This window comes from Shewanella decolorationis S12 (genome assembly GCF_000485795.1).
Lineage (GTDB): Bacteria > Pseudomonadota > Gammaproteobacteria > Enterobacterales > Shewanellaceae > Shewanella > Shewanella decolorationis.
Genome location: NZ_AXZL01000076.1, coordinates 595055 through 617080, shown reverse-complemented (window position 1 = coordinate 617080; position 22026 = coordinate 595055). Strand labels below are relative to the sequence as shown.

The window sequence follows — 22026 nt, the reverse complement described above, 5'->3', positions numbered from 1 at the left end:
GACTTATCTCGGCCGTAAGGCCGCAATGATTCACATACTTACAGCGATAACCTTGCCAATTCAAACGCTAAATAAACCAGCATTATTATCGGGTGTGGGTAAAGCCCTACGACTTTTCAACTAAAGCATTCAAACGTAGTTTGAAAAGCTATAAAGTCTAACCTTGGTGTAAATCACCCCAGCTTGAGTTGCAAAAAAACATTATTATCTCCGCGTTATCACTCCGATGCCATAAGGATTACCGTGCCCATGCATTTACCCGAACCTCAGTTCGATACCGCGCAGCTGTGCCCTTTATGCCAAGGGGCGAATCAGTGTGTAATGACTCTTGGCGCAGATATCAGTGACTGTTGGTGTACTAAGCAGGCGTTTCCGAAGTTGACTCAATTGCTATCTGGCGATTTGGCCGCAGAATTATCGACAGGCGATGCAGCGGGGCAGAGTGCTGATAAGTTAGCACAACTATTATCGCAGCCTGCGACGGCTTGTATTTGTGAGACTTGTTTAAGCCGGATAAAGCGCGAGCTAACAGTTTCTGCTTCAGAAGATAAAAACAGCCCATCGGGATTAGGCGATGGGCTGGGATATGAGGTGAAATAGCGGGTTATTAATTGATGGTGTAATCCAGTTGCACGCTACTTTGTGCTTCTACGGCTTTACCATTTTCAAACTTGGGTGCGTAACGCCATTTATTTAAGGCTTCGATGCTTTCTTTTTCAAATAAAGCGCCACCCTTAGAGGCTAAGATTTCAGGATTTTTCACAAAGCCATGTTCATCCACGGTAAATTTAAGTTGAACCCAGCCGCTTTTACGTTTTTGGACATAGGATGCAGGGTATTTAGGCGTAGTGCGAAACAGCGGTTGCTGTTCCTGTGCATCGGCCCAAGGGCGCATTTTACCGATAGCAATACAGTGAGCAGTAGATTCTTCGCGTTTTCCTTGGCGCTCATAAAGTTCGACTAGATAAGCATGAGAACTTAACGCATAAGGGTGAGTATAGTTAAGGGCTTCAAACTGCTTAACCACCTCTAATAGTAATGGAATCGCCTTGTCATCATGCTTTTCTGCATATTCAACTGCACCAACTACATAGGTAGCTTTGACTCTGTCGAGGGCATTTTCGGGCAGGATTTCTTTGTAAGTTTCGTAGGCCTCGAAGGCATAGCTTCTTACGCTTCTTGTGTATAGCTCAGTATTGGATAAGCGGTTAAAAGCGGCCATTTTTACATCGGCGATCAGTTTCTTGTTATCGGATTTTTCAGCAATTGTGATTGCATCAAGCAAATCATTTTTCGCATCTTTGGCTTCGACGGCGGTTTGTGCTGCACCAAGTAAGGGATCGATAAGCTCAAGCGCTTCTTTACCATAATGAACTTTATAATTTGTGAGAGCGAGTTGATATAACTCATTCGCCTTCGCTGTTTGTGGCAAATTCTTTTCTGCAAATGGGTAAGGGGCGACTTGCTTCTCTATTGCACCAGCCCAGTTCATGGCGAGGTTAGCTAAGTCGACACTGTCCTTCGCATATTGAGCTTCTCCCAGTTCGAAGGCTCTTTTGGCGCTGGCTTCTATTTGGGCGTTATCACCTTGTTTGAGTGCGGTTTGGTAGTCACTGTAGGCTTGGGAAAATGTGTTTTCCGAGGCATTTATGGGTAACGAAGTACTTAAGGCTAAAGCAAATAGACTGGCTAAAGGCAATATTTTTCCGTCTAACATCTTGTATATCCTTATATTTAGTTCTATCGGATAGTACAAATGTTTCACTCTTGATACAAGCTTGTTTTCGCGCAGTTGGTCAGTAGGGGATTAGGAAGGTAAGCATTTGCCTACCTTCTGACTTTGCCGATTGGCTTGGTACTCTTTAGTGCGTGACTTATTTAGCTACGAACTGTAAACCAAACTGGCCTAACTCGCCGTAGTGGAATTGGCAGTGCTGATTGAGCGGCAGATCTAATACCCCCGCATAGGAGCCTGTGATCACATATTGTCCTCGGGTTAAGCCAATCCCTTGGGCTGATAAGAAGTTGACCAACCAATAAAGCCCTGCTTTAGGGAAACCGTTGGGATGAACGGCGGCTTTTTGCAGCGTCTCACTTGCTTGCTGTCCGCCAGTGGCGATTTCAACACTCAGGGCGAAATGGCCTGTTTCAGCCGAGGTTGAGATTTCTGGCCCTAACCACAAGCCTTGATTGACTAAGCCATCGGCGAGGGCATCGAAGTGGTTAGCTTCGCCTGGGTTTTGATAACGACTTTTGATCAGTTCTAAGGCGAGGCGCGTTTTACCTAGGGCGGCGTCGATCTCGGCTTCTGAATAAGGCGTGGCTCGTGGTGGTAAATCGCTGCCAATTTCAAAGGCGAGCTCGGGTTCGACACGGGCAAGCCCTTTGCTCGAAGGATAAAGTGGACACTCGGTGGTTTCGATATACACATCATGTTGATAGATAGGCGCTACCACGGTTTTTTCGGCGGTTGGGAGTAGGCACTTCCACCCAGAAATCGGGTTGCCTTGGACGCTAAACTGCTGCGCAATGGTTTGCTGGATGGCAAATGCGTGGGGGAAATCTTTCGGTCTTAGCGCTTCTTGCAACAGCGCACCCGCTTCACCTTTGGCGCGTCGCTGGGCGAGTTCTTGTGCTGCTGCGTTAATGCACTCAAGCTGTGCTTTAGCGTCTGTCTGTGACATTTTTAATCCTAACTAACTTATTTTAAAGGACTTGTGCAGAGTCATTTATGCCGCAATCGCTGAGCGCATAAGGCATAACTCGACTCTGCAAATCCAATCTGAGCTAAAAGAGAAATTGCGCTCAATATACCTTTTTGTGCTGCTAAAGGCTTGATAAAACTTATCTTGAAATGCTCTGCATTTATCGCCAGTCAAGATTGATTTAGTGTCAGCTTAACTACCCAATCCGGCTGAAAAGTTAATCGCTTTTTAGGCTAGATCTTAGCGCCCCGCGGTGCCAGAATGGCGTTCCTTTCTGCGGTACTACTGGGACTTTTCCGTGAATCAAAGCCACTCTGGATCCTTGGCAACTAATCATGCTCAATTAGGATTGTTGTTTATTTCTGTCGCCGTGCTGTTTTGGGGTATGTTGCCCATAGCGCTTAAGCTGTCGGGGAGTTTTATCGATCCTGTGACGTTGACTTGGTTCCGTTTTTTAGTGGCGCTCATCGTCAGTATTTTGGTGCAGTGGAGCGCGGGCAGTTTAAAGCAGTTTGTGGCGCTCGATGCCAAGGTTTGGCTCAGGCTTATCCTCGCCGGACTGTTTTTAATGCTTAACTATGTGTCATTCGTGTATTCCCTCGACTATCTGGCACCGGGGGCCGCGCAGCTTAATTTTCAAACCTCGCCATTTTTCCTCGCCTTTGGCGGCGTATTGTTTTTTAAAGAACGCTTGAATGCGGTGCAGCTCAGTTGTTTTGCCAGCTTAGCTTTAGGGATGTTGATGTTTTTCCATCCCTATTTAGATTTTTCCGCCACCGATAACCATGAGATCTGGCTTGGAGTGATGATAGTGCAGTTTTCCGCATTGTCATGGACTACCTATGCGTTGCTGCAAAAGTCACTCTTGAACCGTTTGTCCCCCGCCAACGTACTCTTAGTCATCTACGCCTTAGGGATCTTTGCGATGGCGCCCTTTAGCGATTTTAGTCAGTTTGCACAAATGGATAGCTTCGACTGGCAAGTGGCGCTGTTTTGCGCCGCCAATACCTTGATTGCCTACGGTTGCTTCGGGCAATCTATGAAGTACTGGCCGACGGCACAGGTCAGCGCCATGCTGGCGTTAACGCCGGTATTTAGCTTTAGCGCCACGGCATTAGTGGTCAGTATCGGTTGGTGGCCAGAAGTATTTAAGGCCGATAAATTAGATGCGCTATCGCTATTCGGCATAGGTGTGATTATTGTGTCAGTGATGGTGGTGCAGTTACTGCCCATGTATCGCCAGCGCCGTGCACGACGTTTGCAACCCGCTTCACAGACCACTGAATAGGTACCCGAGTGATTACACGCCTGACCGATATGCAACTTGAACAGATCCGCGGGGTGATTTTCGACCTCGACGGTACGCTTGCCCATTCAAACCCCGATTTTAAAGGCTTAAGGGCGGCATTAGGTATTGGATCGGGTACCGATATTCTCGAGCATATCCATAGCCTTGAGACAACAATGGCCAAGATGCAGGCGCTGGAAATTGTCCATGACTACGAACTGGAAAGTTCGCGTCAGGCGAGCTGGATTGAAGGCGCGCAGGCGCTGATTGCGTTTTTAAAGATGCGGCAACTGCCGCTAGCGATTTTGACCCGCAATATGCCCGAGGCGGCCAAAATCACCATCGAAAAACTCGGTATCGATATCCCTTTAGTGCTGACCCGTTACGATGCCGAGCCTAAACCTCACCCGCAGGGGATCCACTTGATTTGCGAGCAATGGCAGTTGAATCCGGCGGATATCTTGTATGTGGGGGATTATCTATTCGATCTGCAAACCGCGCAAAATGCCGGTAGTCGCTGCGCCCTCTACTGCCCAGAAGAGGTGCCCGACTATGCCCAAGCGGCGGATTTACTGGTCTCTTGCTACCACAGCTTGATTAAGGCATGGCCCAAATAATTTATACCTTGGCGGTTAACCTGTTTAGCCGCCTATATCTCAATTAATTCAAGTGACTATTTAGGTAATTGCTTACAAAGGTCATCAAATAGTGCAAAACTTTCTGTTAGCACCGTCTGTAATTGATCTTCGCTATAGCACCATGGCTGGTTTTGTGTACGCCAGTCGTTATCCCAGTCAATCTCTTCACCTCGTGCTAACCGCTCCGCCACGGCAATCTGTTGATAGGAGCCACCACCGATGCGCTTATCTTCACGCCATAGGTCAAAGTTAAACACTACCCACTGCTGCATCTCCATCATAAGCCTCATATGCGGGTAGGCGAACTTTTTCGCATTTAGCTTGTAATATCCCCCCTCACTTTTGAAAAAGCGGATCGGGTAAGGGAACTGGGCAACCAGTTCTTGTTGACGCTCCGTCGGTACCTTAGGATTAAAATCGCCAGGGAGCTTAGGGAAGCGTGCCAACATGGAGGCATAGCGCTCGGCAAAATTAACCTCGCGGGCAATGGCAATCACGGGTTGCGATACTTCACTCAGGATAAAATTGTGTTCTTCATTGTCTAACATATCGTCATCCATCTTGACTGTTTATGGTGTTATTACCGCAGCCGTTAAAGGTTAATATCCAATATTTCAATTGATTAAAAATGTTCGGTCAATATCAACGTTGCTTTTATCGCTACGGCCTTGCTAAGAGTCAGAAGATATTTAGCGGTTGCTTTGTGTGTCCAGCTTACCTTGCTTATCTTGCTTAAGCCCAAGCCGAATACTGTCGAGCAATGCCACTAACCAGCAGAGCAAAAAGCCATAGAGCAGTTCATTGGCATTGGCCATGGTGGTTTGGGTTTGTTGGGTGATTTCGGCGGATATCACGCCGACATCTAAGGGTAAGGTGCCATTTTGGATCTCTAAGGCGATCACTTGTGCCACTTGATAGATTTGCATGAGGAGCAGCATCAGGCTGATGACAGCTAAGCTGAAAAACACCAGCGCCGAACGTTTATGTTTAAGGTAAAAATGGCCGCTGCCGGGGGCGATAAAAGCGGATAACAGGCCTGCGGTAAGGGCTTTTTTCATCGAAATACACTAATTGTGTTGCCAAAGACTAAGGCGACACTAATAGACATGTCAGCCTAAGTGCAAGTTAATTTGCCATGGCGACTAACAATCCAATAAAGCCTGCAAACAGAGTACAACCGACAAGTACCATGATTAATAAGGTTTTATCTTCACTGCATGACTTAGCTAGCTCGGGCAGTGATGAGATAAATGGGTAAATGATCAGCGCTAAAAAATCCATTTAGAGTCCTTGAGTTAGGCATCCTGCTATTGACTATACCTGCTCGAAATATCAACTGGCCAGTGAAGTTTGAGCGGGAGCTATTTTAAGATAACAAAAAAGGAGCCTAGGCTCCTTTTTTAATGCGTTTGTTTAAATCTGCTTAACCTAACGACTTAGGTTTGGCGATTACTCTTCGCGTGGTTTACGTGGTCTACGCTCGCCTGCTGGCTTGTCAGAGCGTGGTTTGCGATCAGCAAACGGCTTGTCACCAGAGGCTGAACGTGGTTTACGCTCGCCCATTGGACGATCACCACGTGGACGACGGTCGCTACGTGCGCCACGGCCTGAATCTACGAATACCTGATCACCAGCTTCACGGATGTTCAGTGGCTTGCCACATACGCGCACTTTCTTCAGGTGCTGCAGCACTTCTTTTGGCATGCCGTCTGGCAGGTCAACGGTAGTCACTGCATCGTATAACTGGATGGCACCAATGTAACGGCTGTCGATGTTCGCTTCGTTTGCAATAGCGCCAACGATGTTGCCCACACCCACACCATTGTCACGACCCACGTCGATAACATAACGGCACATCTTCAGATCTGGGTTATCTTTTAAGGCTTCTGCTGAGCCTAAGCTTGCTGGCATTGGACGCGATTCACGGCTACGACGTTCACCGCGCTCGCCACGTTCAGCACCACGTTCACTGCGCTCATCGCGAGTACGTTCTTGAATCGCGGGTAATTGCAGTGGACGCTCCTGCTGTACTTGGTGCAGCAGGGCAGCGGCCAGCAGATCGGTATCCACTTCCAGTTGTTGACATAACTGGGCAACGGCTTCGCGCATAAAGTCCAGATCTTGTGTCATGGTTTGCGCTAACTGCTCACCTAAGCGAGACAGACGACGTTCTGCAACTGTCTCTGGGCTAGGCACTTTCATTGGTGAAATACGGCTGTTCGTTGCGCGCTCGATGGTGCGCAGCATACGCATTTCACGGCTGGTCACGAACAGAATCGCCATACCCGTACGGCCAGCACGGCCAGTACGACCGATACGGTGTACGTAAGCTTCAGTATCGTAAGGGATATCGTAGTTTACTACGTGGCCGATACGCTCAACGTCCAGACCACGGGCCGCAACGTCGGTTGCGATCAGAATGTCTAGCTTGCCGCTTTTCAGCTGTTCAACCGCACGCTCACGGGCTTGCTGGTTCATATCACCGTGCAGTGGTGATGAAGCGTAGCCGCGGGCTTCGAGTTTTTCTGCTAATTCAACGCATGAGTTACGGGTACGAACGAAGATGATGATACCTTCGGTATTTTCAACTTCTAATACGCGTACTAAGGCTTCTAACTTGTTGTGCTGAGACACTTGCACGAAACGTTGCTCGATAGAGTCAACAGTAGTGTGGCTCGCAGCGATGCTGATGTTAGTCGCATCTTTTAAGTGCTTGTTAGCAACACGCTTGATTTGTTCTGGCATAGTGGCCGAGAACAGTGCCAGTTGGCGCTGCTCTGGTGTGTGTTCCAGAATCCATTCGATATCGTCGATAAAGCCCATTTTTAACATTTCGTCGGCTTCGTCGAGTACCAGCGCTTGCAGTGTTTCCAGCTTTAAGGTGCCACGGCGCATATGGTCCATAACACGGCCCGGGGTACCCACGATAACCTGTGGGCCACGCTTCAGGGCGTTTAATTGCTGATGCATGCTCTGACCGCCATAGATTGGCAGTACATGGAACCCTTTCATAAATTTCGCGTAGCTGCTGAAAGCTTCTGCTACTTGCACCGCTAATTCGCGGGTTGGCGCTAATACTAAAATTTGTGGAACAGCTTGGCTGGTCACTTTGTTGAGCAGAGGCAGGGCGAAGGCGCCAGTTTTACCTGTACCTGTTTGTGCCTGACCTAAAATATCTTTGCCAGCCATTAATGGGTCGATACTGGCTGATTGGATTGGCGTTGGGTTTTCGTAACCTAGCTCGTCAAGAGCACGCAACAAATTCTCGGACAAGCCGAGTTCACGGAAAGTTCTTTCACTGGATGACATTGGGTTGTAGCCTTGTGGATGCGCCCGGATTGGCGCTTAAGTTTCACAGACAGAAAATCAACCCCGTGTCGATTTCCCGCACCGAAAACGCCAGATTATAGCAGCATTTTAGCCGCTTTACCAAGTGACTCTCGGATAAATACAGGGTTTTGCGTGGATTTTTTTGCCAAAACTGAGCAAGAAACGCGCCACTTCGATTAATTTTTCAAAAAGTCGCCATTGAGTCGTAGGATTTCGAAGGCGGATTCCGTCACCGCCGCGAGAAACACATAGTCCAAAGTGTCGGGAGTATCTTCGGGGGTATGGTATTGCGGATGAGTGGGGACGCCAAAGTAGAGCCAAGGGATCTTAGCTTTATGGAAAGGATAATGATCCGAGGCTCTCAGCCAGTCGGTACTTTGGATACTTCGTCCCACGGGTTTGGGATGACTCAACTTAATGCAGAGGTGGTTATTCGCGTTTAGCATGGGCCTAAATTGTGGAAACTGATAAAAGTTGCGGCTGCCTTCGAGGTAAATAGTGTAGGGACGACTCGGGTGGCCAATCATATCGAGATTGAGCATCAGTTCAAATTGCGCCTCGGGCATGCGTTGTTTGATTTGCTCGACGAGGGCCGTACTGCCAAACAGCCCCGGCTCTTCGGCATCGGTGGCGACAAACATTAAGTTAATGTTGGGCAGCGAATCGGGGGCGGCGCTTAGCTGCGCTTGCCAGTGGGCGGCCAGAGCCAACAGGGCGGCAACACCTGAGGCGTTATCATCGGCGCCGTGGTAAATCTTGCTGCCACTCATGCCGAGATGATCGTAGTGAGCCACCACAATGCGCCATCGATGAGTGGGTTGGCGTGCGGGGATTAACGCCACCATATTGCTTCCCGTCTCTTGGCTAAAAAGCGTGGCATATTCGAAGGGCACCTCGAAAGTCTCTCCCCAAGGGGTAAGCCCAAGTTGTTGATACTGGCTGTGCAGATAATCGCGTGTCTTGGCGGCACCTAGCGTTTGGGTTTTACGCCCCATTAATTCTGCGGCGCTGAGTATTGCTACTGTTTGCTTAAGAGCTTCTGGTTCGGTCCAATTCAATCGAATCGCCTCAGGTGAACAAGTGTATTCGGCGGGTTGATTGGCGCAGGCTGTAATGCCTAAACATAGGCTAAGGATAGACAAGCGCAATAAGCTCAAGCCTATGCGCTGAGACTGGGGGCGAGTGATTGCTGTGGATGGGTGCGCCAAATTGCCCATGGCTATCCTTAAGGTCGGCAATAGGATGATCAATCCTAAGCTTAACAGGGAATTAGCTTGGCTGCATTGGCCGTAATGCTGAATCAGTCTAAGACGCTGATCTCGGGGGAGAGTGTCGCCTCCTGATGACGGCTCAAATTAAAGTGCTCCAAGCCAGAGACCAAATGGGTTCGTGAGCAAATAGTGACTTGAGCGTTTTTGGTGAGGCCGCCTTGATCTAAGGTGGTGATCCGGCCATCGGGCAAGGCGAGCAGGCTACTATTGGCTGAGCTATCTAACACTGTCACTTGTAAACGTGTGGGTTGACCGATAAGCGGATCGACAGCGGCGATAACCAGCGCCACAAGCGTTAACCCCAAGCAGGCAATCAGCAATACATTAGCGCGACTTAAGCTCGTCAAACTCGGGCGATGCGTTGGCAAAATGTTCTCCTTGATTGATAACGGCGAATGGCCTGACTGGAATGGTTCTATACAGCAATAGGGTGTAATCACAGCGCCTTGGTGATGCTCAAGGCGCTGTTAATCTTATCGCTATGACTGCTTGGCTAGCTTAGCATCCCGTTCCAGCAGCGGCTTTAAGAAGCGCGCGGTATGGGAGGTTGGATGCTGCGCCACGTCTTCTGGCGTACCAGTTGCTAGGATAGTACCGCCACCACCGCCGCCTTCTGGGCCTAAGTCGATAATCCAGTCTGCGGTTTTAATCACATCCAAGTTATGCTCAATCACCACGATAGTATTACCGTGGGATTTGAGGCGATGCAGTACATCGAGCAGCAATTGGATATCGGCAAAGTGCAAGCCCGTTGTCGGTTCATCCAGAATATACAAGGTTTTACCCGTATCGCGCTTAGAGAGTTCCTTCGCGAGTTTCACCCGCTGGGCTTCACCGCCCGACAGCGTGGTCGCGCTCTGACCTAAACGCACGTAGGACAAACCTACATCCATCAGGGTTTGCAGTTTACGGGCAATGGCTGGCACGGCATCGAAAAACTCTCGCGCATCTTCCACTGTCATTTGCAGCACTTCGTGGATGTTCTTACCCTTGTAGCGCACCTCTAAGGTTTCGCGGTTATAGCGTTTACCCTTACAGGCGTCGCAGGGCACATACACATCGGGCAGGAAGTGCATTTCGACCTTAATTAAGCCATCGCCCTGACAGGCCTCACAGCGACCGCCTTTCACGTTAAAGGAGAAACGGCCCACCTGATAACCACGGGTACGGGATTCCTGCGTTGAGGCAAAAATCTCCCTGATAGGCGTAAAGATGCCAGTATAAGTGGCGGGGTTAGAGCGCGGAGTACGGCCAATCGGGCTTTGGTCGATATCGACCACTTTGTCGCATTGCTCCATGCCGACGATGCGATCGTAGGGCGCGGGCTCATCGACTGTGGCACCGTTGAGTTGCTTATGGGCAATTCTAAAGAAGGTGTCGTTAATCAGGGTCGATTTGCCTGAGCCCGATACTCCGGTCACGCAGGTGAATAATCCCACAGGGATAGTTAAATCCACATTGCGCAGGTTATTGCCACGGGCGCCATAAAGTTCAATCACTTGTTTTGGATCGTAAGGCGTACGTGGGGTGCTGATATGGATGTTGCGTTTGCCCGAAATATATTGGCCAGTGACAGACTCGTCGCAGGCGACAATTTTCTCAATCGGGCCGTCGCAAATCACTTCGCCGCCGTGTACACCAGCGCCGGGGCCGATATCGATAATATGATCGGCGATACGAATCGCATCTTCATCATGCTCCACCACAATCACTGTGTTACCTAAATCCCGCAGGTGGATTAAGGTCTGCAATAACCGCTCGTTATCCCGTTGATGCAAGCCGATAGAAGGCTCATCGAGCACATACATCACACCGACGAGCCCTGCGCCGATTTGGCTGGCGAGGCGAATACGCTGCGCTTCACCGCCTGAGAGGGTTTCGGCCGAACGCGACAGACTTAAATAGTTGAGGCCGACATTAACGAGGAAGCCTAAGCGATCGCGTACTTCCTTCAATACCTTCTCGGCTATCTGTGCCTTTTGGCCGCTGAACTCGAGTTTGTCAAAGTATTCGAGGGCTTCACCTATCGACCAAACGGTGAGTTTGGGCAGGTTAAGATCGCCAATAAACACGTTACGGGCTTCTTCACGCAGGCGCGAGCCGCCACAGCTTTGGCAGGCTTGAGTGTTGATAAACTTGGCTAATTCTTCGCGCACCGCGTTGCTTTCGGTCTCGCGGTAGCGCCGGTCCATATTATTTAAGATGCCTTCGAAGGGGTGATTACGCACCACCACATCGCCACGGTCGTTGATGTATTTAAAGGCGATACTGTCTTTGCCTGAGCCGTAGAGGACGATTTTTCTCACCTTATCCGACAGCTGTTCGAAGGGAACTTCGACATCGAACTTATAGTGGTCGGCGAGCGAACTCAGCATCTGGAAGTAATAGAAGTTACGTCTATCCCAGCCACGAATCGCGCCGCCCGCAAGTGATAACTCAGGATTAGTGATCACTCTGTCGGGGTCGAAAAATTGTTGCACCCCTAAACCATCACAGGTTGGGCAAGCGCCCGCCGGGTTGTTAAAGGAGAAAATCCGTGGCTCAAGTTCGGCCATCGAATAACCGCAGTGCGGACAGGCAAAATTTGCCGAGAAGATTAATTCTTCAGTAGCGCCTTCATCCATGCTGGCGACCACGGCAATCCCGCCGGAGAGTTCGAGCGCGGTTTCAAAGGATTCTGCGAGACGCTGCTGAATATCGCTGCGGACTTTAAAGCGGTCGACCACCACTTCGATGGTGTGCTTAACGTGTAAATCGAGTGCGGGGGGATCGGTTAAGTCGCAGACTTCGCCGTCGATACGGGCGCGGATATAGCCCTGCGCGGATAAGCCTTCGAGCAATTTTACGTGCTCACCCTTACGACCGTTGACCACGGGTGCCAGCAGCATTAAGCGGCTGTCTTCGGGCATTTCTAACACTTTATCGACCATCTGACTCACGGTTTGCGCCGCAAGCGGTTGGCCGTGAGTTGGGCAGCGTGGTTCGCCCACACGGGCAAACAACAGACGCAGATAGTCGTAAATTTCGGTAATCGTCCCGACGGTGGAGCGCGGGTTATGGGACGTCGATTTTTGTTCGATGGAAATCGCCGGGCTTAAGCCTTCGATATGGTCTACATCGGGCTTTTCCATCAAGCTTAAGAATTGGCGGGCATAGGCAGAAAGAGACTCAACGTAACGTCGTTGGCCTTCGGCATATAAGGTATCAAATGCTAGGGAAGATTTGCCTGAACCCGATAACCCTGTGATAACGATTAACTTATCCCTTGGGATAGTCAGGTTGATATTTTTGAGATTGTGGGTCCGTGCGCCGCGTATTTCAATCTTATCCATCTATCGCTCAAGTCTTATGCTTAAAAAAATGAGCCTAAGTATCGCACAGTTCGGCGGCCGAGTTTAGTCGATTCTGTGATCTTGCTGACATGCCGATTGGGCGCGGTTGTGGGGCTGGCATTGCTGATAAAAGGTGATGCAGTTAGCGGATTAACTAAGATTAATCCGTATAACGACTTTGAACTTAGCCAAGTTCTGTAAGCATCGAGTTAACTATTTGTAGCCAATGGTCTTTTAGATAAGCCTTAAAAATAAAGGCCTAAGCGTACGCTAAGGTGCGAGCATCCGCATTGGCGCGGGGCAAAATTCACTGTTTTACACTCTCGGTGTGGGCGGTTTTTCCTTTTGAGCAAACGCTTTTGGGTGTGTTAACATGCGCCCCCTAAAAGACTTCAATCCAGGGCAAAATCATGGGTAACAACGGACTTTCAGGAACCGAGAAAAAAGTCGCGTTTTCTTTAGCCAGCGTATTTGGTTTACGTATGATGGGCTTGTTTATGATCATGCCCGTCTTTGCACTCTATGGTCAGCATTTAGAAGGTTTTTCTCCCCTTTGGGTGGGGATTGCCATTGGTGCCTATGGCTTGACTCAGGCCGTTTTGCAGATCCCTATGGGGATTTTATCCGACAAGTATGGTCGTAAACCTGTCATCCTCGCTGGATTGGTATTGTTCGCCATCGGCAGCTTAATTGCCGCCAATGCCGATACCATTTACGGCGTGGTATTTGGCCGCGCCGTGCAAGGGATGGGGGCGATTGCTGCCGCCGTGTTGGCCTTAGCGGCGGATTTAACCCGAGATGAACAGCGCACTAAGGTGATGGCCATTATCGGCATGTGTATCGGCGGCTCCTTTGCCCTGTCGTTACTCGTCGGCCCGATTGTTGCGCAACATTTAGGCTTATCGGGTTTATTCCTGCTAACCGCAGGCCTTGCAGTACTTGGCATGTTGATTGTGCAGCTATTAGTGCCGAATCCGATTTCCCATGCACCTAAGGGCGATACCTTAGCGGCGCCCGCCAAGCTCAAGCGTATGTTGACCGATCCACAGCTGTTTCGACTCGATGCGGGGATCTTTATTCTGCACTTAGTGTTAACCGCGGTGTTTGTCGCCTTGCCGCTCGATTTAGTCGATGCGGGTCTGGTAAAAGAAAAACATTGGATGTTGTATTTCCCCGCGTTTGTGGGGGCATTCTTCTTGATGGTACCGTTAATCATCATCGGGGTGAAGCGTAAGAATACTAAGGCGATGTTCCAAATTGCCTTAGTGATCATGATGTTTGCCCTTGCGGCCATGGCGATTTTTGCCAACAACCTCTGGGTATTGAGCGTGGCCGTGCTGCTGTTTTTTACCGGCTTTAACTACCTTGAGGCGTCGTTGCCGAGTTTGATTGCGAAATTCTGCCCCGTGGGTGAAAAAGGCTCGGCCATGGGCGTCTATTCGACCAGCCAATTCTTAGGCGCCTTCTGTGGCGGTATGCTCGGTGGCGGTGCGTTCCAATTAGTCGGCGCCGTGGGCGTGTTTATCGTCGCGCTGGTATTGATGGGCGTTTGGTTATTATTGACCCTAGGGATGAAAAATCCTGTGCTGCTTAAGAGTTATACCTTAGAGGCTGCCGTAAAAGATAAGGCCCAAGCGCGGGATATGGCGTCGCAGCTGTCACAATTGATGGGTGTGGTCGAAGCGATTGTGGTGTTAGACGAGAAAGTTGCTTATCTCAAAGTTGACGAGCATTTCGATTTAAGAGAAGCCCGAGCTGTGTTAGGCTCTGCTCAATAATATGTGTTATTGCAGCGAGTTTTAGGGAAGCGGATTTTCCCTTGCGGCAACAATTATAAACAACATACTGAATTAATAGATTATTTAAAGAATCGCAGGAGATTTCAATGGCCAGTCGTGGTGTTAACAAGGTAATTTTGGTTGGCAATTTGGGACAAGATCCAGAAGTACGTTACATGCCAAACGGTAACGCAGTCGCTAACATCACAGTAGCGACCAGCGAATCGTGGAAAGACCAACAAGGTCAACAGCAAGAGCGTACTGAATGGCACCGTGTGGTTCTGTTTGGCAAGTTGGCTGAAATTACGGGTGAGTATCTGCGTAAAGGTTCACAGGTTTACCTCGAAGGTAAACTGCAAACCCGTAAGTGGAAAGACCAAAGCGGTCAAGATCGTTACAGCACTGAAGTGGTTATCGACCAAAGCGGTAGCATGCAAATGTTAGGTGGCCGCAACCAAGGTCAAGGCCAAGGTGCTCCTATGGGTGGCATGCAACAAAACGCGGGTTACCAAGCGGCTCCGGCTCAAACTGCGCCAGCGCAAAATCAATACGCGCCCGCACAGCAAAGTTACCAAGCACCTGCACCGCAGCCACAATCTGGCTACAATCAGCAGCCTGCTCAGCAAAGCTATGGCCAGCAGCAATCCCATGCGCAGCAACATGCTCAGCCACAGCAAGGTGGTTATGCGCCTAAGCCTGCTGCACCAGCGTATCAAGCGCCAGCGGCACCTGCACAACGTCCAGCGCCACAACCACAACAAAACTTCACCCCAGATTTGGATGATGGTTGGGACGACGATATCCCGTTCTAATTTACTTTAGAATCAATTTGAGATTCAAAAACACAGCCCCGTTTACGGGGCTTTGTTTTTGCCTCACTTTTTAAGGGCAATATACTTGATTTAGCTGGATTTACAGGATGTAAAGATGGAACGATTTTATAAGTTGCAGAGTTTTTACCATCGAGATGTATATTTTGTGTATGGCGAGCGAAATGTACAGTCTTATGCTGATGCCTTGACTCAACCCTCGAATGGCGTTGGCACCTTTTACTATGAAGTAGATTTTCTTGATGATGAGATAACGCAATACGACATTTTACCCACCCTTGGACCTGAGCTGGTGAGCGCAGCATTTGTTGAGCAATTTCGAGATGTTATAGGTCAAGCGGTTCAATTTATTCCCGCCGAAATTTGTGATGCACAGGGGAATATCAATCGGCAGTTTTATGGGATGCAAGTGCTTAATCGTTATGCCTGTGTGGATTTTACTCGATCGCAGATAAGCCATCGCACCTATGGGCAACACCGCTTTTTGGCGATCCATTCCTTAGTGATTGACGCCAGTAAAGTGATTGAACCATCGATATTTTCTTTACAGGAAAAGTTGGGCTATATCCTAGTGAACCAAGCTCGCTATCACTTGTGTCAGTCGCTGCGGGGCGTGGAGTGTTTGCCGTTGGACTAGGCATTTGGGTCGAGATTTTGATGAAATTATTTCTAAAGATATTTTGCTAAATATCAAAGTGATAATTGCTTTTGGTACGGTGTAAGGTATTGATTTTGTGACTTAAAGCTTTTTAGCGGCTATAGTAAAAGTCAATTTATCAGTATTGAGGTAAGCATTTTCTCTGGTGTATCAAGCAAATTTCAGGGAGAAAATGAATTTTTATGAATAATTTCAAGCGAATCCAGTTTAAACACCTGTGGCTATGGCTGCTATTTATCAGCGTGGCCTTCCCCTTAAGGGCGGTTGAAGCGCCACTGTGGCCTGAGTCGGCCGATTTACCCTTAAGTCCGCGAGTACACACAGGCACCCTAGCTAATGGGCTGCACTACCTCTTGGTGAACAACAAAACTCCTGAACAGGCGGTTATCGTCCGTATGCGGGTGGATGTGGGATCTGTGATGGAAACGGATGCCGAACAAGGACTGGTGCATTTTTTAGAGCATATGGCATTTAATGGCTCTACCGGACTTGCAGCGGGGGAGATGATCCCGACCTTACAGCGCTTAGGTTTAAGTTTTGGGGCTGATACCAATGCGGTGACTGAATTTCAGCAAACGGTTTATCAGTTTAATTTACCGAGCAATAGCCAGGATAAAGTCGATACCGCTTTGTTTTTAATGCGTGAAATCGCCAGTAATCTGTTACTTGATCCCGCCCTTATCGAGCGTGAAAAGGCGGTGGTCTTGTCTGAACTGCGTGAGCGCAGTAGCGCTGATTTAGAAAACTATCGCCATCAGTTAGCCTTTTTAATGCCGCAAACCTTGCTGTCGCAGCGCTTTCCCGTGGGAGAGGCGACGAGCATTCAAAATGCTAATCGTGACAAGTTATTGTCCCTCTATCAGCGTTTTTATACGCCATCCCGGACCACCTTAATAGTGGTGGGGGATATTGATGTCGGTCGTATCGAGCACAAGATCAAACAGCAATTTACCGACTGGCAAGCCGCGCCTCAGGCTGCTGGGGTGAAGGCCCAATCCATAGGTACGGTGCAGGCTAAAACCGCTGTTGAGGCGGCGGCATTTTTTGACCCAAGCCTGCAAACCTCAGTTTCCCTCGGGCTGTTAAAACCGCAAACCCCTAAACCAGATACGATTGCGCTGCGTGAGCAGGAGATTTTATTAGAGGTTGCCCATGGTATTTTGTATCGCCGCCTAGAATCACAGTTGCTGCACAGCCAAGGCTTATACGGCGTAAGCTTACAAATCGGCCCACAATACGATATTGCCTATGGCACGCAAATGACCTTGGGGACGCAGGAAAACAACTGGCAGCAAGGACTTGGACTATTAGAGCAAACCCTGCGTCAGGCGCTGGAATTTGGTTTTAGCCAACAGGAAATTGACCAACAACTTAAGCGGATGCACAAGGGCTATCAGCTCAGTGCCGCTGGCAGTAATACCATCCACAGCGTCAATATTGCCGAAAGCCTAGTGAATACGGTGGCGAGCCGACGTGTGCCTGTGGAACCCGCATGGCAATTGGCGCTGTTTGAAAAATTAATGCCGAGTATCACGCCGCAAAAACTGCAACAGCTGTTTAAACAGGCTTGGGAAGGTACGCCTTATCTGTATCTAACCAATAACAAACCCATTGAAAATATTGAAAAACAACTCTTAGCCGCCTACAACGCAAGCCAAAAGCAAGTAGTGACAGTGCCCGAAACCAAGAGCATTGCCGAGTTTGCCTATAGTCAATTTGGTGAGCCGGGGCAGATTGTTGCCGATCAGCGCGATGCCGCAACTGGGATCCGTAAGCTAGAGTTTGCTAACGGTGTGCGCCTCAATGTAAAACCCACCCCCTTTAATCAGGGGATGACACTGGTAAGTCTCAATATCGGTTTTGGCGAGGTGCCATTCCCTGAGCTAGATGGTTTGTCTTACCTGTTTAATAGCGCCTTTGTGCAGGGCGGTTTAGGGCTGCACGATTGGGACAGTTTGCAGGATATTTTTGCTGGGCAAGATATCTCGGTGGGCTTGAGTTTGCGTGAACAGAGTTTTGGCGGCGAGATCAGCACCAATGCTGCCGAACTACGCACCCAATTAGGCGTGCTAACGGCTTATCTTGTTGACCCAGGGATGGATAAGCAAGCCGAGCAGTTATTCCGTGAGCAAGTGATTGCCGAGCAGCAGAGCATTCATAGCAATCCGCAACTGGAGTTTTCGAATCAGTTTGCCCGTATTGCCCATAATGGCGACAAACGTTATGGCTACGGTAATCCTGATGAAATCCTCAAGCGGCAGTTTGCTGAACTTGCGCCTAGCTTCCATTCTGCCGTTCAGCAGGGGGTGATTGAGCTGGCGATTGTTGGTGATTTTGATGAAGACAAAGCGATTGCCGAGGTTGCACAAACCTTAGGGGCCATTGCGCGACAGCCGATCCCTAAGGGGCAGACTATCGTACCTGTGTTTCCCAAAGTGCCGGCACAAATGAGCCTGACCCATTATGGTCAAGTCGATATGGCGGCGCTCGCGCAGGTATGGCCGACGACGGATATGAGCAATCCCCGTGAGCTGGTGGGTTTAGGTTTGCTCGAGCAGGTACTAAACATCCTACTCACTGAAAATGTGCGCGAAAAAGCCGGTGCGAGTTATTCACCCTCAGCATTTTCATACAGTGACTTAAACCCAACGGGTTATGGTTATCTTGGCTTATTTAGCGTGACAACTAAGGCTATGTTGCCTGAAGTGGCTAAGTATTACGCCGTCGCAGTTAAGCAAGTCAAAACGCCTTCTGGGATCAGTGAGGATTTACTCAATCGCGCCCGCCAGCCGGTGCTGGAGTGGATGCAGATGGCGCCGCAAAGTAATAACTTTTGGTTAGATTTGGCCTCAACCGCCCAAAGCCAGCCGGAGCGTTTTGCGGGCTTTAACCAACGATTGGCGCTGGTACAGCAGATCACCCCCACCGAGTTAAGCCAATTGGCGCAGAAATACCTCAAAGATGATAAGCGTTTAACCATCGAAACCATACCTGCACCCGTTTCCGCGCAGTGAAGGATTAAGTCGCCATTTATCTGAAGACCTACCCCTTATGATATTCATTTTATAGGGGGTAATTCACTTGAGTGCTTTATAAGGAAAGCTTGTTACCAGGGCGTGTAGTGTAAAACAGGATTGGAAACTGCTTATGCATTCAAGGTTTGTTTGTATAGCGTAGCTGGGGAGTACCCAATTGCTGGCAAATATATTGGATGCACAATTCTTGCTGTTGGCACCATAGCCCGTAGCTGACGGGGATAAGTTTAATCCCCGCGCGCTGTAACAGTTTATACAGTTCAATATCGAAAAAGTCCGCCCAAGGTCCTGGGTAACCGATTAAATCTATTGCTAAATATTGGTTACCATAGCGGCACAGAATATCCAGTTCTAGCCCCGCCATATGATAGGCGCGCCAGACTGTTATGCCTTTTGCTTCAATCGCCTGTGCCACCGACTGGCCGAAGCTATCGAGGGAGTCGACATAATTGTGTGCCGCTTGAAATTGGCCCGCCGATGCTAAGTAAGTTGCCAGTAAATTATTTTTCGGAAGCTCGTGCGCTTGTACCGATAAAAATAGCCACTGCATTTGTTTAGCACGGGTGATGGCGACATTGAACATATCTTCGCGATTTAAATACACGGCGGCGCGGCTGTCGTTGGCCGTAATGCTAAACGACAGCAGCATAATATCGCGTTCCTCACCTTGAAATCCAAAGGGTGTTGCAACCCGTAATTGGTGACGCTCGAGTTGTTGTGCGTTAAAGCGTGCGAGAATTTGTTGGGATAAATACGCCGTCTGATTGCGAAAGCAGGAGAGTACCCCAATACTGGCGGGCACTAATGCATCCTCTTGTTCATCAATCAGTTGAGCTAACTTTTGAATTAATGCCTCCGCTTCTATGGCGTTAATGCCCTTGCTATCACGGCTGCCAGTCACATGGACTTGGTGTAAGTGCCCAGAGCTTGTGCAGGGTCTGTGCTGCATAATCTTCAGCATGCCTTGATAAAACTGCTGATTACTAAATTGGATAAGCTCAGGTTTACTCCTAAAATGCTCATTTAAAAATACCACTTGGGATTGGCTCGCAAGGGATTGCGATACTAAGTCGAGCATACTGGCATCACGGTAGCTCATTAGGCCGCGGCAATCAGCAGCAAGTCCGAGTTGCGTTTGGATTTGGGTTTGCTTTGCGCGGGATAAAAACGAGAAATGGCGCAGCTGTTTGCTGTCGCCCACCACCAGTGCCGCTTTTGCCCGCTGTAAGGCCGGTAAACATGCAGCAATATTGGCTTGGGTGGCTTCATCAATAATCACTAAATCAAACATTTGCTGCTCCATGGGCAGCACTTTATGTAAGCTGGCAAGGCTAGATAACCAAATGGGAAAGGTTTGTTTTAAGGCATCAAAATCCGTCTTGTAGAAACCGTCGAGCTGTTTGGCAGACTGCCTTGCCCGTAGCGCTCCGGCAAAGCTCACCAAAGTACTGCGTTTATGTTTGAGTAATTGATTCAAACGATAGGACGTTGCCAGTTGAAGGTATTTGAGGCTTAAGTTTTCTTTTTGCTCGATGAGGGCTGTTAATTTATCGAGCACAGTCCATTGCTGGGCAAATTGTTTGATACCCGAGCGGTTAAACCATTGATAAAACCCAAGTCGCCAGCGGGATTGCTTTTGCTCTAGTGTCGCGAGTTTTTGGCCGCGACGTATTGCGTGCTGGCAGTGGCGTATAAAATCCGTTTCCATATTGGCCTGCTCACGGGTGACATTAGCTAGCTGTTGTTTTGCAAGGCGTAGCACAATATCCGTCACCTCTTGGTCAACCGCGGGGTGTTGGCCGTGGAGGATCTCATCGATTTGGTTTTTAAGGATTTTAATAAACTGCGGCGAGCCTGCTCGGATAAGGCTGCTACCAAGTTGGAACTGTTGCTGCAACTTATCGGCAATCACATCAACGGCAACATCTGTGTGAGCGACGATGAGGACAGATTTGCCCCTTAATACCTGCTCCGCCGCCACTGTGGCTATGGTGTAACTCTTGCCTGTTCCCGGAGGGCCTGAGATTTGCCCCAAAGTATGATTAGCCGCCACCTTTAAGACTTGAATTTGCGCGCGGCTTAATAACCCAGGAAGGTAATCCTCTTGGGTATCAACATTGTGACTAACAGAATCTTGCGTGGGTGCCTGCCCAAACAGCGCGTGTAGTGGCGCTGAGAGTGAGGGGGCTGTGATAAGCTTGTCTAACTCATGCAAAATGCCGCGGCTGGCGAGGGAACGTTCTGCCAAAATGATTTGGCTACGGCTGACCAAAAACTGTCCGCGTTTACGACTAAGCTGAATAAATTCCGTCTCATCGATAAGTTTGGGGAAATGCAATAAATGGCTGGTATCAACCTCGGCTTGGCCTGCTCGTAGCCAAGCTATCCAACCACTGACATCCGTAGGATTGTCGCGTAACTCTTGGCTTAGACTGTGTCCTTCAACGACTAATTTTTCTAACAGGGCTTCATTAATGGTAAATGGCCCGCCGCCAGAAAAGCTTTTATTGGATTCGAGGTAAATGTTATCGCCATCGGCCTGCAATTGGCATTCGCGATAAAGGAGTGGGGTGACGACTTTACGTTTTTCGCCATTAAGCTCGATACTGCCGCAGAAAAACAGACAACAGTGCAAGAGCACTTTTTCACGCAGGTATAAAGCACTACGTGCTAGTAATGTACTCGCGGGAGTAAATGGCACTGGTAGGCGCGGTAGAAAGCCACTACTAAATTCATCTTCATGTTGAAGTAAGAGTTGATCTTGCTCCGCCAGCTTATGGCTAGCCCAGAGGTTAATTTCAGCACTATCGTGTTGAAAACACTGTTTGTAGTAGTTAAGAATCCCTTGCAAACCCTATCCATCCCCAAGACTTAATTGGCGATGCGAGAGTAACCTAATCGCATAGGTCGGACAAGGTTGACACCATTTGTAAGCACGATCAAAAACTGAGGAGAAGCCCCTACATTTTTCAACGGCAGTATTTTGAGCTGTAAATAAAAGTATCCTTAACTGCATTTGTATCAATTAAGTGCCTAAAAAATGTGATTTGTATCAGAATTTACTTTGTTACTGAAATGTTTGTTAGATGTTTGGTTTTGAGGGTTTTTTTGTTTGTTTTTCGGTGGAAATTGCCATTGTTGTCATTGTATAACTGCGCAGA

17 protein-coding genes are annotated in these 22026 nt (G+C 48.9%); 7 read left to right on the top strand and 10 right to left on the bottom strand.

From position 1 onward, the window contains the following. The first annotated feature begins 243 nt into the window (after positions 1-243). Entirely contained in the window at positions 244-600 is a 357-nt protein-coding gene (locus SHD_RS19700) for a cysteine-rich CWC family protein (RefSeq protein WP_084294921.1), read from the top strand. A gap of 7 nt (positions 601-607) precedes the next feature. Here SHD_RS19700 and SHD_RS19695 read toward each other — a convergent pair whose 3' ends face one another. Together SHD_RS19695 and SHD_RS19690 are read right to left on the bottom strand one after the other, a co-directional pair. After that, a complete protein-coding gene (locus SHD_RS19695; RefSeq protein WP_023268742.1) occupies positions 608-1717 on the bottom strand; it encodes an energy transducer TonB in 1110 nt (369 codons plus the stop codon). A 157-nt stretch (positions 1718-1874) separates the two neighbouring features. Continuing rightward, the gene (locus SHD_RS19690) at positions 1875-2684 is read right to left on the bottom strand and encodes a hydratase decarboxylase (RefSeq protein ID WP_023268741.1); all 810 of its coding nucleotides are present in this window, start codon (positions 2682-2684) and stop codon (positions 1875-1877) included. A gap of 319 nt (positions 2685-3003) precedes the next feature. Here SHD_RS19690 and SHD_RS19685 point away from each other — a divergent pair, with 319 nt between their 5' ends. Then, entirely contained in the window at positions 3004-3993 is a 990-nt protein-coding gene (locus tag SHD_RS19685) for a DMT family transporter (RefSeq protein WP_023268740.1), read from the top strand. 8 nt (positions 3994-4001) lie between these two features. Further along, positions 4002-4610, top strand: coding sequence for an HAD family hydrolase (locus SHD_RS19680; protein WP_023268739.1), 609 nt, complete (start codon positions 4002-4004; stop codon positions 4608-4610). 56 nt (positions 4611-4666) lie between these two features. On the opposite strand, the gene SHD_RS19675 is transcribed toward SHD_RS19680, so the two are convergent. From SHD_RS19675 to uvrA, 7 genes are all read right to left on the bottom strand, one after another. Next, entirely contained in the window at positions 4667-5179 is a 513-nt protein-coding gene (locus tag SHD_RS19675; RefSeq protein ID WP_039978769.1) for a hypothetical protein, read from the bottom strand. A gap of 141 nt (positions 5180-5320) precedes the next feature. Beyond that, on the bottom strand, positions 5321-5689 hold the full coding sequence (locus tag SHD_RS19670) for a membrane protein (RefSeq protein ID WP_023268737.1): 369 nt from the start codon (positions 5687-5689) through the stop codon (positions 5321-5323). 67 nt (positions 5690-5756) lie between these two features. Next, positions 5757-5912, bottom strand: coding sequence for a hypothetical protein (locus SHD_RS21970; RefSeq protein WP_023268736.1), 156 nt, complete (start codon positions 5910-5912; stop codon positions 5757-5759). 168 nt (positions 5913-6080) lie between these two features. Then, a complete protein-coding gene (locus SHD_RS19665; protein ID WP_011718375.1) occupies positions 6081-7940 on the bottom strand; it encodes a DEAD/DEAH box helicase in 1860 nt (619 codons plus the stop codon). Between the two features lie 197 nt (positions 7941-8137). Then, the gene (locus SHD_RS19660) at positions 8138-9178 is read right to left on the bottom strand and encodes a M28 family peptidase (protein ID WP_023268735.1); all 1041 of its coding nucleotides are present in this window, start codon (positions 9176-9178) and stop codon (positions 8138-8140) included. 83 nt (positions 9179-9261) lie between these two features. Continuing rightward, positions 9262-9600 carry a hypothetical protein gene (locus SHD_RS19655; protein ID WP_161629221.1) on the bottom strand — a complete coding sequence of 113 codons (339 nt, stop codon included), beginning with the start codon at positions 9598-9600 and terminating at the stop codon, positions 9262-9264. A gap of 111 nt (positions 9601-9711) precedes the next feature. After that, positions 9712-12564 (bottom strand): excinuclease ABC subunit UvrA, encoded by a 2853-nt coding sequence (gene uvrA / locus SHD_RS19650; RefSeq protein ID WP_023268733.1) that lies wholly within the window; start codon positions 12562-12564, stop codon positions 9712-9714. A 410-nt stretch (positions 12565-12974) separates the two neighbouring features. On the opposite strand from uvrA, the gene SHD_RS19645 reads away from it, so the two are divergent. The 4 genes from SHD_RS19645 (at position 12975) to SHD_RS19630 (ending at position 18844) form a co-directional block, all read left to right on the top strand. Next, positions 12975-14342, top strand: a complete 1368-nt coding sequence (locus tag SHD_RS19645; protein WP_023268732.1) for an MFS transporter — start codon at positions 12975-12977, stop codon at positions 14340-14342. Between the two features lie 107 nt (positions 14343-14449). After that, positions 14450-15154: a single-stranded DNA-binding protein gene (gene ssb / locus SHD_RS19640; RefSeq protein ID WP_023268731.1), complete on the top strand. Its 705-nt coding sequence runs from the start codon at positions 14450-14452 to the stop codon at positions 15152-15154. A 115-nt stretch (positions 15155-15269) separates the two neighbouring features. Next, complete coding sequence (locus SHD_RS19635; RefSeq protein ID WP_023268730.1) at positions 15270-15809, top strand: imm11 family protein; 540 nt, start codon at positions 15270-15272, stop codon at positions 15807-15809. Between the two features lie 203 nt (positions 15810-16012). Beyond that, positions 16013-18844, top strand: a complete 2832-nt coding sequence (locus SHD_RS19630; RefSeq protein WP_023268729.1) for a M16 family metallopeptidase — start codon at positions 16013-16015, stop codon at positions 18842-18844. A 139-nt stretch (positions 18845-18983) separates the two neighbouring features. Here SHD_RS19630 and SHD_RS19625 read toward each other — a convergent pair whose 3' ends face one another. Beyond that, complete coding sequence (locus tag SHD_RS19625; RefSeq protein WP_023268728.1) at positions 18984-21716, bottom strand: DEAD/DEAH box helicase; 2733 nt, start codon at positions 21714-21716, stop codon at positions 18984-18986. Between the last annotated feature and the right edge of the window lie 310 nt (positions 21717-22026).